We start from the raw sequence: 12503 nt of genomic DNA, 5'->3' as shown, positions 1-12503 counted from the left end.
GTCAGAACGGGAGCAGCGGGTCGATGCCGACGGCGAGGAACAGGAGGGTCAGGTAGGTGATCGAACCGTGGAAGACGCGCATCGGCGAGACGTGCTCGTGGCGGATAGCGAGGTTGTAGAGGCGGTGGGTCTCGTAGACGAACCAGCCGCCGGACAGGAGGGCGACGGCGCTGTACAGCAGCCCCATGTCGGCCACCGGGATGAGCAGGAGCGAGCAGACGACCGTCGCCCACGCGTACAGGATGACCTGGAGGCCGACCTGCGCGCGACCGCGGACGACGGCGAGCATCGGCACGCCGACGGCCTGGTAGTCACTGCGGTACTTCATGGACAGCGGCCAGTAGTGGGGCGGCGTCCAGAGGAACACGACCGCGAAGAGGATGATCGGTGCCCACGAGAGCGAACCGGTGACGGCGGCCCAGCCGATGACGACGGGGAAGCAGCCCGCGATGCCACCCCAGATGATGTTCTGCTGGGTGCGTCGCTTCAGCCACAGCGTGTACACGAAGACGTAGAAGAGGATCGCGCCGACGGACAGTGCGGCCGCGAGCCAGTTGGTGGTGGCGAGGAGCCAGACCGTCGAGACGACGCCGAGCGTCCACGCGAACACGAGTGCCTCGCGCGGCGTGAGCTCGCCGGTCACGAGGGGGCGCTTCTTCGTGCGGTCCATGACCGCGTCGATGTCGCGGTCGATGTAGCAGTTGAACGCCGCCGCGGAGCCGGCGCTCAACGACCCGCCGATGACGGTCGCGATGACGAGCCACCAGTCGGGCAGACCGCCCTTCGCGAGGATCATGACGGGGATCGTCGTCACGAGCAGCAGTTCCATGACCCGCGGCTTGGTGAGGGCGATGTACGCCTTCGCCTTGCGTCGGAAACCGAGCTTGGGGCTCGACACACGTTCTGCTACAGCGACGTCCATTGCTCCTCTAACGTTCGGTTCACCACGCACTGCTCGCCCGGTGCGCGGTCCGCAGACGATTCTACGACACGCGCGGACGGCTCCCTACTCACGGTGCGCAGACGCGCGGTCCCTCGCCGGGTGACGCCCGTCCTGCAAGCTCTGCGACGATCCGTGACGTCGCGTGTTCGCGCTCGTCGAACATCGACCCTCGGCTGCAGGGGTTCGCTATGCTGGGAAGTGCTCGCCAGCCACTGTGCACGCGTGCGCCCCCCTTCACCCAGTTCGAAGAGCGGTGTCGTGTGCTCGGACGCCGAAGACGACGTGGGCCGCGAACGCACAGAAGAAGGCTCGACCGCTCGTCGGCCTCCTGTTCCGATGAGAAGGGTCAGTATTCAGTGGCAGATCTGCAGTGGGAAAGCATTGACAGCAAAGCAGTCGACACGGCGCGCATCCTCGCCGCCGACGCGGTGGAGAAGGTCGGCAACGGCCACCCGGGAACGGCGATGAGTCTCGCCCCCGCCGCCTACCTGCTGTTCCAGAAGGTCATGCGACGCGATCCGAAGGACCAGGACTGGCTCGGACGCGACCGCTTCGTCCTGTCGGTCGGGCACAGCTCGCTGACCCAGTACGTCCAGCTCTACCTGGGCGGCTACGGTCTGGAACTCTCCGACCTCGAGGCGCTCCGCACCTGGGGCTCGCTCACGCCGGGTCACCCGGAGTACGGCCACACCGACGGCGTCGAGATCACCACCGGTCCCCTCGGCCAGGGGCTCGCCTCCGCCGTGGGCTTCGCGTACGCGTCCCGCTTCGAGCGTGGCCTGTTCGACCCCGAGGCCGAGGCCGGCACGAGCCCGTTCGACCACTTCGTCTACGTCATCGCCGGTGACGGCGACCTGCAGGAAGGCGTCACGAGCGAGGCCTCCTCGCTCGCCGGTCACCAGCAGCTCGGCAACCTCATCGCGATCTACGACTCCAACCAGATCTCGATCGAGGACGACACCAACATCGCCTTCACCGAGGACGTCAAGGCCCGCTACGAGGCCTACCACTGGCACGTCCAGGTCGTCGACTGGAAGAAGACGGGCGAGTACGTCGAGGACGTCCACGCGCTCAACGACGCGATCGAGGCCGCGAAGGCCGAGACCGACAAGCCGTCGCTCATCATCCTCAAGACCATCATCGGTTGGCCGGCTCCCAAGAAGCAGAACTCCGGCAAGATCCACGGTTCGGCGCTGGGCGCCGAGGAGCTCGCGGCCGTCAAGGAGGTGCTCGGCTTCGACCCCGAGCAGAACTTCTTCGTCGCCGACGAGGTCATCGAGCACACCCGCAAGGCGATCGACCGCGGTGCCGAGGCACGCGCCGAGTGGCAGCAGACGTTCGACGCCTGGGCCGCGGCCAACCCGGAGCGCGCTGCGCTGCTCGAGCGTCTCGAGGCCGGCGAACTCCCCGAGGGTGTCGAGTCGGCGCTGCCCGTGTTCGAGGCCGGCAAGGACGTCTCGACCCGCGCCGCATCCGGCAAGGTGCTCAACGCCCTCGGCCCGGTCATCCCGGAGCTCTGGGGCGGTTCGGCCGACCTCGCCGAGTCGAACAACACGACGATCGAGGGCGGTGCGTCGTTCATCCCGAGCGAGCACTCCACCCACGAGTGGACCGGGAACCCCTACGGTCGCGTCCTGCACTTCGGCATCCGCGAGCACGCCATGGCCGCGATCCTCAACGGCATCGTCCTGCACGGCCCGACCCGCGCGTTCGGTGGCACCTTCCTCATCTTCAGCGACTACATGCGTCCGGCCGTCCGTCTCGCCGCGCTCATGAACGTGCCGTCCATCTTCGTGTGGACCCACGACTCCGTCGCCCTCGGTGAGGACGGCCCCACGCACCAGCCGATCGAGCAGCTCGCCTCGCTCCGTGCCATCCCGAACCTCGCCGTCGTGCGACCGGGTGACGCGAACGAGGTGGCCTATGCCTGGCTCGAGATCCTCAAGCGTCGCGGCGGACCGACCGGCATCGCGCTGACCCGTCAGAACATCCCGGTGTTCGAGCGCGGCGCGGGCGACGCCACCGGCGAGACCTTCGCTGCAGCGTCGAACGTCGCCAAGGGTGCGTACATCCTCGCCGAGGCGCCCGGCGGCACGCCGGACGTCATCCTCATCGCGACGGGCTCCGAGCTCCAGCTCGCCGTCGAGGCCCGCGAGGTCCTGCGCGGCGAGGGCGTCAACGCCCGCGTCGTCTCGGTGCCCGCACTCGAGTGGTTCGAGGAGCAGTCCGCCGAGTACCGCGAGTCCGTCCTCCCGAAGGCCGTCACCGCACGCGTCTCCGTCGAGGCGGGTCTCGGCCTGACATGGAAGAGCATCGTCGGCGACGCCGGCCGGACCGTGTCGATCGAGCACTTCGGTGCGTCCGCCGACTACAAGACGCTGTTCCGTGAGTTCGGCATCACCACGGAGGCAGTCGTCTCCGCAGCACACGAGACGCTCGGCAAGTAGCCCGGGCGAAGGAGACAGAAGAACATGACTGAAACCCCAACCGCCCAGCTGTCCGCCGCCGGCGTCAGCATCTGGCTCGACGACCTCTCCCGCGGACGCATCCAGTCCGGTGGGCTGGAGCAGCTCATCGCCGACCGCAACGTCGTCGGCGTCACGACGAACCCGACGATCTTCGCGTCCGCGCTCAGCAACGGCGACGTCTACGCCGAGCAGGTCGCCCAGCTCGCCGCCGAAGGCAAGGACGTCACCGAGGCGGTCTTCGAGATCACCACCGACGACGTGGCCGCGGCATCGAAGATCTTCCGTGGGGTCTACGACTCCTCGAACGGGTACGACGGCCGCGTGTCGATCGAGGTCGAGCCGGGCTTCGCGCACGACGCAGCCTCGACGATCGACCAGGCCAAGCAGCTCTGGGCCAAGGTCAACCAGCCCAACGCGATGATCAAGATCCCCGCTACGGTCGAGGGTCTCGAGGCCATCACCGCGGTCATCGGCGCCGGCATCAGCGTCAACGTCACGTTGATCTTCAGCCTCACCCGCTACCGCGAGGTCATCAACGCGTTCCTCACCGGTCTCGAGCAGGCCAAGGCCGCGGGACACGACCTCTCGACGATCCACTCGGTCGCCTCGTTCTTCGTGTCGCGGGTCGACACCGAGATCGACAAGCGTCTCGACGCGATCGGCAGCCCCGAGGCGACCGCGCTGAAGAGCAAGGCCGGCGTCGCCAACGCCCAGCTCGCCTACCAGGTCTTCGAGCAGGAGTTCGCGAGCGAGCGTGCCACCGCGCTCCTCGAGGCCGGCGCCAACAAGCAGCGTCCGCTCTGGGCCTCGACGGGCGTCAAGTCCGCCGACCTCCCCGACACGCTCTACGTGACCGAGCTCGTCGCCGACGGCGTGGTCAACACCATGCCGGAGAAGACCCTCGAGGCGACCTTCGACCACGGCGTCATCACCGGCGACACCGTCACCGGCTCCTACGCGGCTGCGAACGAGGTCCTCGACGCCATCGCCGCACTCGGCGTGTCCTACGACGAGGTGACGGCGCTGCTCGAGCGTGAGGGCGTCGAGAAGTTCATCGTGTCCTGGGACGAGCTGCTCGAGACCGTGAAGACGGCTCTGGAGGCCTCCAAGTGAGCTTCAAGATCCGCGTGAGCGGCGCGGCGGAAGCCGCTGTCGCATCGGTGGTCCCGACGCTCGTCAGCGACCTCGTCGCGTCGCGCATCACGGACCAGGACCCCACGCTGTGGGGTCCCGCGGCCGAGGCAGAGGCGTCCAAGCGCCTCGGCTGGGTCCAGGCGGTCTCCATCTCCCGCCCGCTGGTCGAGCCGATCCTCGCGCTCCGTGAGCAGTTCAACGACGAGGGCATCGACCACATCGTGCTCGCGGGCATGGGCGGTTCCTCGCTCGCACCCGAGGTCATCACGAACACGCTGGGTGGCAACCTCACCGTCCTCGACTCGACCGCTCCCGGTCAGGTCCTCGCGGCCCTGGCGGACCGGCTCGAGACCTCGGTGCTCGTCGTCTCCTCGAAGTCCGGCTCCACGGTCGAGACCGACAGTCAGCGCCGCGCCTACGAGGCCGCGTTCACGGCTGCGGGGATCGACCCCGCCGGTCGCATCGTCATCGTCACCGACCCGGGATCCCCGCTCGAGGCGGCGGCGAACGAGGCCGGCTACCGGGTCTTCAACGCCGACCCCAACGTCGGCGGTCGCTACAGTGCGCTCACCGCCTTCGGTCTCGTGCCGTCCGGTCTCGCCGGTGTCGACATCGGCGCGCTGCTCGACGAGGCCGACGCGGTGCTCGGAGAACTCGCGATCGACGACGCGTCGAACCCGGGACTCATCCTGGGTGCGGCGATCGGCGGCACCGTTCCGCTGCGCGACAAGGTCGGTCTCATCACCGACGGGACGCACATCGTCGGATTCCCGGACTGGGCCGAACAGCTCATCGCCGAATCGACCGGTAAGTCCGGTCGCGGCCTGCTGCCCGTCGTGCTCAACCCGCTCGCTCCCGAGCTCGAGTCGAAGCCGGCCGACCTCCAGATCGTCCGCATCGTCGACGACGCCCACGAGTTCCACCTGCTGCGCCACGACCGCCACGAGGGCGAGATCCTCGTCAGCGGCAGCCTCGGCGCGATGATGCTGGTGTGGGAGTACGCGACCGTCGTCGCCGGGCGCCTCATCGGCATCGACCCGTTCGACCAGCCGGACGTCGAGTCCGCGAAGGTCGCCACCCGTGGTCTGCTCGACAACCGTCCGGAGCCTGAGGCACCCGCCTTCGTCGCCGACGGTGTCGAGGTCCGCGGCTCGGCCGGTCTGCTCGACGGCGTGACCACCCTGTCCGGCGCCGTCGAGGCACTGCTCGCGCAGCTCCCCTCCGACGGCTACGTCGCGATCCAGGGCTACGTCGACCGTCTCGCCTCCCCGCAGCTCGAGAGCATCCGCGACCTCGTCGCGGCGAAGGCGGCACGACCCACGACCTTCGGGTGGGGTCCGCGCTTCCTGCACTCGACGGGTCAGTACCACAAGGGCGGACCCGCGAACGGCGTGTTCCTGCAGATCACCGAGACGGCCCCCGTCGACCTGGAGATCCCCGAGCGCCCGTTCACCTTCGGCCAGCTCATCGAGGCCCAGGCTGGCGGCGACGCCCGCGTCCTCGCCGAGCACGGTCGTCCGGTCCTCACGCTGACCCTCACGGCGCCGGACCAGAACATCGTCACCCTCTTCGACGCCGTCAACGACTAGCGCGTCACTGCACAAGGAGCTTCATGTCCCCGGTGGAAATCACCCCGGAGTCCAACCCGCTGCGGGTGGACACCGACCGACGCCTCAATCGGATCGCCGGTCCGAGCGGCCTCATCATCTTCGGCGTGACAGGCGACCTGTCGCGCAAGAAGCTGATGCCGGCCGTGTACGACCTCGCAAACCGGGGCCTCCTACCCCCTGGCTTCTCACTCGTCGGGTTCGCCCGACGGGACTGGGAGGACCAGGACTTCATGGAGGTCGTCCACGAATCCGTGAAGCAGTACGCCCGGACCGAGTTCCGCGAGGACGTCTGGAACCAGCTCGCACAGGGCATCCGGTTCGTCCCCGGTGAATTCGGTGACGACGCGGCGTTCGAGAAGCTGAAGGAGACCATCGAGGAGCTCGATGCGGATCGCGGGACGATGGGCAACCACGCGTTCTACCTCTCGATCCCCCCGAAGGCGTTCCCGCAGGTCACCGAGCAGCTCCGTCGCTCGGGACTCGCGGAACCCGCCGACGGTCAGTGGCGCCGGGTGGTCATCGAGAAGCCGTTCGGCAGCGACCTCAAGACGGCTCGCGAGCTGAACGACATCGTGCAGTCGGTCTTCCCGTCGGACTCGATCTTCCGGATCGACCACTACCTCGGCAAGGAGACCGTCCAGAACATCCTGGCGCTCCGGTTCGCGAACCAGCTGTACGAGCCCATCTGGAACGCCAACTACGTCGACCACGTGCAGATCACCATGGCCGAGGACATCGGCGTCGGTGGTCGTGCCGGGTACTACGACGGCATCGGAGCGGCGCGCGACGTCATCCAGAACCACCTGCTGCAGCTCCTCGCCCTCACGGCGATGGAGGAGCCGATCTCCTTCAACGCCGCAGACCTGCGCGCGGAGAAGGAGAAGGTCCTCGCGGCCGTCCGCCTCCCCGACGACCTCGGGGCCGCGACGGCCCGTGGGCAGTACGCCGGTGGTTGGCAGGGCGGCGAGCACGTGCTGGGCTTCCTCGACGAGGACGGGATGAACCCGGAGTCGACGACCGAGACCTACGCGGCCATGAGGCTCGACATCAACACGCGTCGGTGGGCCGGTGTGCCGTTCTACCTGCGTGCTGGGAAGCGCCTCGGACGCCGCGTCACCGAGATCGCGGTCGTCTTCAAGCGTGCTCCGCAGTACCTGTTCGCGGAGAGCCAGACCTCGGCGCTCGGCCAGAACGCTTTGGTCATCCGCGTCCAGCCCGACGAGGGTGTCACCATCCGCTTCGGTTCGAAGGTCCCGGGTGCCGGCACCCAGGTCCGCGACGTCACGATGGACTTCGGCTACGGCCACGCCTTCACCGAGGCGAGCCCCGAGGCGTACGAACGTCTCATCCTCGACGTCCTGCTCGGCGACCCGCCCCTCTTCCCCCGTCACGAGGAGGTCGAGCTCTCCTGGAAGATCCTCGACCCGATCGAGGAGTACTGGGCCGCTCAGGACACGCCGCTCGAGCAATACGCTCCCGGCACCTGGGGCCCGTCCTCGGCCGACGACCTCATGAACCGCGACGGACGCACCTGGAGACGACCATGATCGTAGACCTGCCAGACACGACCACGAGCAAGCTCTCGAAGGCGCTCGTGACCATCCGCGAGGACGGCGGCGCCGTCGCCCTGGGACGCGTGCTCACCCTGGTGATCTCGACGCGGCTCGGAGCCGAGGAGGAGGCCATCGAGGCCGCCAACGAGGCTTCCCGCGAGCACCCCATGCGGGTCATCGTCCTCTCCACCGAGCACGACGACCAGCACTCCTCCATCGGAGACCGGCTCGATGCCCAGATCCGCGTCGGCGGCGACGCCGGAGCGAGCGAGGTGGTCATCCTCCGCGCCTACGGTGCGGTCGCCGAGAACGAGGAGAGCCTCGTGACCGGGCTGCTCCTGCCCGACGCACCCGTGGTCGCCTGGTGGCCCGGTGAGGCACCCGAACGCGTCTCGACGTCTCCGATCGGCCGCATCGCCCAGCGTCGCATCACCGACGCGTCCGCGGCGGCGGACACCCACGCCGCCCTCCGCGGTCGCGCGGCGAACTACGCCCCCGGAGACACGGACTTCGCGTGGACCAGGCTCACGCTCTGGCGTGCACAGCTCGCGGCGGTGCTCGACCAGCCGCCGTACGAGCCCGTCACGGCGATCGAGGTCTCCGGAGCATCGGACTCCCCGTCGACCGAGCTGCTCGCCGCCTGGCTCCAGCTGCAGTTGCAGGTCGACGTGACCCACGAGCTCAGCATGGCGCACGGGTCGAGCGGCATCCACGGTGTCCGCCTCACGCGGGCGTCCGGCAACGTCGTCCTCGAACGTCCCGTTCCCGACATCGCGACGCTGATCCAGCCCGGACAGCCGACGCACGACCTCTCGCTCCCCCGTCGCAGTCTGCGCGACTGCCTCGCCGAGGAGCTGCGCACGCTCGACCCGGACGTCCTGTACGGACAGGTCATCACCGTGGGCCTCCCCGGCCTCGGCGAGCCGGTCACGCTCCGCGCTCGGACCAGCTGATGCCGACCGAGCGACGCGTCCTCGTCTACCAGGACCGCGACCAACTGACGACCTCGGTCGCCAAGCGGTTCCTCTCCCGAACCCGCGAACTGCTCGAGTCGCAGGAGACGGTCCACGTCGTCCTGACCGGCGGTACCGTCGGCACGGGGACGCTCGCCGCCGTGGCCGCGTCCAAGGACCGCGACCGGGTGGACTGGTCCCGGGTGCACCTCTGGTGGGGAGACGAGCGCTGGGTCGCTCGGGACGACGCCGATCGGAACGAGTTGCAGGCACGCGAGGCCTTGCTGGAGACCCTGCTGGCGCTTCCGGAGCGTGGCCTAGTCGCCGAACACGTGCACGGATACCCGGCGCCGGAGGACGGCATCGACCTCGACGCCGCCGCGGTGCGGTACGCGGACGAGCTCCGACGGTTCGCGCGGCCCGGCGAGGACCACCCGCGGTTCGACATCACGTTCCTGGGTGTCGGTCCCGACGGTCACGTGGCGTCGCTCTTCCCGGAGCGGGCCGAGGTCTCGATCACCGACACCTCGGTCGTGCCGGTGCGGAACTCCCCCAAGCCGCCGTCGGAACGACTCAGCCTGACGCGGCCGGCCATCAACTCCTCCGTGCGGGTCTGGCTCGTCCTCGCCGGCACCGACAAGGCGTCGGCACTCGGCCTCGCCCTCGCGGGTGCCAGCTACAACGAGGTCCCCGCCGCCGGGGCCAAGGGACGTAAACGGACGGTGTTCTTCGTCGACCAGGATGCCGCCGCCGAGGTCCCGGATTCGTTGATCCTCCCGGAGTACTAGCGGAGGCCGGCCGCCGAGCCGGTGCCAGCATGCAGAAAGGCCGTTCCCCGAGGGGAACGGCCTTTCTGCATGTGGTGCTGTCCGGCTACTTCGCTGCCGTACCGCGTCGTGCGCGGAGCTGCTGGAGTGCTTCTTCGAGCAGCTGCTCGGCCTCTTCCTCCGTGCGTCGTTCCTTCACGTAGGCGAGGTGGGTCTTGTACGGCTCGAGCTTGGCGACCTCCGGCGGGTTCGCCTTGTCGCGACCGGCCGGCAGACCGGACGTCGGGCAGTCGATCGTCTCCGGGATCTCCTCGTCGGGGACGTTCGCCGCGAAGTGGCGGACGGTCTCGTTGCCGAGGGCGTCCCAGTAGGAGATGGCGATGCGGTCCGCGTGGTAGCCGTGGTCCTGCTCGCCCATGGGACCGGCGCCGACGCGTGATCCCCTGATAGCGCTTCCGCCTGATGCCATGGTGTTTCCTCTTTCTCGTACTGTCGAGAGTGGTTCGGGTGTGGTGCGTCGAGTTGCGTCCCCGGGAACGGGGCTTCGCGGCCGGTCTAGGCGGCGGCGAACTTCGTCAGGAGCCCGATCACGACGATGCAGGCACCCCAGGTCAGGCCGAGGATGACGGTGAAGCGGTTGAGGTTGCGCTCGGCGACCCCTGACGAACCGAGGTTGCTGGAGGAGCCGCCGCCGAACATGTCGGAGAGACCGCCGCCGCGGCCCTTGTGCAGCAGGATCAGGAAGGTGAGCAGGAGGCTGGTGATGCCGAGCAGCACCTGCAGGATGACCTGGAGAATCTCCACGTGAGACCTTTCGCATTCGCGTTCAGAGGGGCTGAACCGCCGTCCAGTATACCTCGACGGTTCAGCGGACACGGCTCGGCCCGCGGCTGGTGCCGCGGGCCGAGCCGTGTCGGTGCTGCTGGTGCAGCAGGTCGGTCAGAGCCCGACGTGCTGCGAGAAGCGGGCGATCCCGGCGAACTCCTCGGCGAGCAGGCTCGCGCCGCCGACGAGGGCGCCGTCGACGTCGGGTTCGCGCATGAAGCCGGCGATGTTCGAGGCCTTCACCGAACCGCCGTAGAGGATCCGCGTGCGCTGCGCCGCCTCGTCGCCGAGGACCTCGGCGAGCGTGCTGCGGAGAGCGGCTGCGACCTGCTGCGCCTGGTCGGGCGTCGCCGCCTGACCGGAACCGATGGCCCACACCGGCTCGTAGGCCACGACGATGTCCGCGTCCGGCGCGAGCCCGTCGATGGCCGCCTTGAGCTGCGCCACGGGGACGGCCGACGGGCCGTGTTCCTCGAGGTCTTCGGCGGTCTCACCGATGCAGATGACGGGGACCAGGCCGTGTCGCACGGCTGCAGCCGTCTTCGACTGGACGACCTCGTCGGTCTCGTTGTGGAGGGTGCGGCGCTCGGAGTGTCCGACGAGCACGTAGCGGCAGTCGAGCTTCGCGAGGAAGGCACCGGAGATCTCGCCGGTGTAGGCGCCCGAGTCGTGCTGCGACAGGTCCTGCGCGCCGTAGGCCAGCTTGAGCTTGTCGGCGGCGACGATCGTCTGGACCGATCGGAGGTCCGTGAACGGCGGGAAGATGGCCACCTCGGCGTCGGCGTAGTCGTGCTTGCCGTCCTTGAGCGTCCAGTCGAGCTTCTGGACGAGGGCGATCGCCTGGAGGTGGTCCAGGTTGAGCTTCCAGTTGCCGGCGATCAGGGGCACACGCGTGCGCCCGGGGGTTACTGCTGCCATCCGAGGACCTCCAGTCCAGGCAGACGCTTGCCCTCGAGGAACTCGAGGCTGGCGCCGCCACCAGTTGAGATGTGACCGAACTGGTCATCATCGAAGCCGAGCGCACGAACCGCTGCGGCCGAGTCACCGCCACCGACGACGCTCAGGCCGTCCGTGCGGGTGAGTGCATCAGCGACCGCGCGCGTACCGGCGGCGAAGGGCGCGAGTTCGAACACGCCCATCGGGCCGTTCCAGAACACCGTCTTGGACGCAGCGACGATCTCGGCGAACGCTGCAGCCGTGTCCGGTCCGATGTCGAGTCCGAGTCCGGAGGCACCGAACGGGGTGTCCTCGATGGCGTCGGCCGGGCGCACGACGTGCTCGGCGTCGGCACCGAACGCCGAGGCGACGACGACGTCGGTCGGCAGGACGATCGTCACGCCGAGCTCGTCGGCCTTCGTGAGGTACCCGCGGACGGTCTCGATCTGGTCCGCTTCGAGCAGGCTCGAACCGACGGCGTGCCCCTGGGCGGCGAGGAAGGTGAACAGCATGCCACCGCCGATGAGCAGCGAGTCGACGCGCGGCAGCAGGTGGCCGATGACGCCCAGCTTGTCGGACACCTTCGAGCCGCCGAGGACGACCGTGTAGGGGCGCTCCGGGGTCTCGGTGAGACGGTCGAGGACCTCGAGCTCGGCGGCGATGAGCAGCCCGGCAGCGCTCGGGAGCAGCTTGGCGAGCTCGTACACGCTCGCCTGCTTCCGGTGGACGACACCGAAGCCGTCCGAGACGACGACGTCGCCGAAGACTGCGAGCTTGGCGGCGAACGCCTCGCGTTCGTCGGCGTCCTTGCTGGTCTCGGCCGAGTTGAAGCGCAGGTTCTCGAGCAGCACGACGTCGCCGTCGGTCTGCGCGGCGACGGCGTCGGTCGCGGCACTGCCGACGGTGTCGGCGGCGAAGGTCACGGGCTTGCCGAGGAGTTCGGACAACCGCTGCGCAACGGGCGCAAGGCTGTACTTCGCGTCGGGTGTGCCGTCGGGGCGGCCGAGGTGCGAGACGATGACGACACGCGCACCCTGGTTGATGAGCGCGTTGAGGGTGGGGAGTGCCGCGCGGATGCGGCCGTCGTCGGTGATGACGCCGTCCTTGAGCGGAACGTTGAGGTCGAGGCGGACGACGGCTCGGCGACCGCTGAGGTCGCCCAGCGAGTCGAGGGTGCGGAGGGTCATGAGGAGGGTCTTTCTCTGCGCTGAGCCACGACCACCGACGAAGCCGAACGGGCGCCCTGAAGATGATTCAGGACGCCCGTTCGGACCATGCGGTGTCTGGCTGCTCGGGTGAGGAGTGCGGCAGACA

The 12503-nt window shown here is 68.8% G+C and carries 11 protein-coding genes; 6 read left to right on the top strand and 5 right to left on the bottom strand.

Annotated features, from left to right (window positions below):
- Nucleotide 1: 1 nt before the first annotated feature.
- A complete protein-coding gene (locus ITJ66_RS11475) occupies nt 2-922 on the bottom strand; it encodes a heme o synthase (RefSeq protein WP_064296933.1) in 921 nt (306 codons plus the stop codon).
- Between the two features lie 377 nt (nt 923-1299).
- Here ITJ66_RS11475 and tkt point away from each other — a divergent pair, with 377 nt between their 5' ends.
- Genes tkt through pgl form a run of 6 tightly spaced genes read left to right on the top strand, consistent with a single transcriptional unit; the run spans nt 1300 to nt 9449 of the window.
- Nucleotides 1300-3390 (top strand): transketolase, encoded by a 2091-nt coding sequence (gene tkt / locus ITJ66_RS11470; protein ID WP_194644629.1) that lies wholly within the window; start codon nt 1300-1302, stop codon nt 3388-3390.
- 24 nt (nt 3391-3414) lie between these two features.
- Nucleotides 3415-4524 carry a transaldolase gene (tal, locus tag ITJ66_RS11465; RefSeq protein ID WP_159878827.1) on the top strand — a complete coding sequence of 370 codons (1110 nt, stop codon included), beginning with the start codon at nt 3415-3417 and terminating at the stop codon, nt 4522-4524.
- Nucleotides 4521-6134, top strand: a complete 1614-nt coding sequence (locus ITJ66_RS11460) for a glucose-6-phosphate isomerase (protein ID WP_191941114.1) — start codon at nt 4521-4523, stop codon at nt 6132-6134. Before tal ends, ITJ66_RS11460 begins: the two co-directional genes overlap by 4 nt.
- Nucleotides 6135-6157: 23 nt before the next feature.
- Nucleotides 6158-7702: a glucose-6-phosphate dehydrogenase gene (gene zwf / locus ITJ66_RS11455; RefSeq protein ID WP_064296929.1), complete on the top strand. Its 1545-nt coding sequence runs from the start codon at nt 6158-6160 to the stop codon at nt 7700-7702.
- Nucleotides 7699-8661, top strand: a complete 963-nt coding sequence (locus tag ITJ66_RS11450; RefSeq protein WP_079705959.1) for a glucose-6-phosphate dehydrogenase assembly protein OpcA — start codon at nt 7699-7701, stop codon at nt 8659-8661. Before zwf ends, ITJ66_RS11450 begins: the two co-directional genes overlap by 4 nt.
- On the top strand, nt 8661-9449 hold the full coding sequence (pgl, locus tag ITJ66_RS11445) for a 6-phosphogluconolactonase (protein ID WP_194644628.1): 789 nt from the start codon (nt 8661-8663) through the stop codon (nt 9447-9449). The genes ITJ66_RS11450 and pgl overlap by 1 nt, the downstream gene beginning before the upstream one ends.
- Before the next feature lie 85 nt (nt 9450-9534).
- Here pgl and ITJ66_RS11440 read toward each other — a convergent pair whose 3' ends face one another.
- From ITJ66_RS11440 to pgk, 4 genes are all read right to left on the bottom strand, one after another.
- Nucleotides 9535-9897, bottom strand: coding sequence for an RNA polymerase-binding protein RbpA (locus ITJ66_RS11440; RefSeq protein ID WP_064296926.1), 363 nt, complete (start codon nt 9895-9897; stop codon nt 9535-9537).
- 86 nt (nt 9898-9983) lie between these two features.
- Nucleotides 9984-10232 carry a preprotein translocase subunit SecG gene (secG, locus tag ITJ66_RS11435; protein ID WP_056005661.1) on the bottom strand — a complete coding sequence of 83 codons (249 nt, stop codon included), beginning with the start codon at nt 10230-10232 and terminating at the stop codon, nt 9984-9986.
- Between the two features lie 135 nt (nt 10233-10367).
- Nucleotides 10368-11171 (bottom strand): triose-phosphate isomerase, encoded by an 804-nt coding sequence (tpiA, locus tag ITJ66_RS11430; RefSeq protein ID WP_194644627.1) that lies wholly within the window; start codon nt 11169-11171, stop codon nt 10368-10370.
- Nucleotides 11159-12376 carry a phosphoglycerate kinase gene (gene pgk / locus ITJ66_RS11425; protein WP_194644626.1) on the bottom strand — a complete coding sequence of 406 codons (1218 nt, stop codon included), beginning with the start codon at nt 12374-12376 and terminating at the stop codon, nt 11159-11161. Before pgk ends, tpiA begins: the two co-directional genes overlap by 13 nt.
- Nucleotides 12377-12503 lie beyond the last annotated feature (127 nt).

Origin of the sequence: Plantibacter sp. VKM Ac-2885, from assembly GCF_015351205.1 — a bacterium.
GTDB classification, from domain to species: domain Bacteria; phylum Actinomycetota; class Actinomycetes; order Actinomycetales; family Microbacteriaceae; genus Plantibacter; species Plantibacter auratus.
Note: the sequence above shows the minus strand (reverse complement) of the source record. Positions and strands in the feature narration are given on the sequence as shown.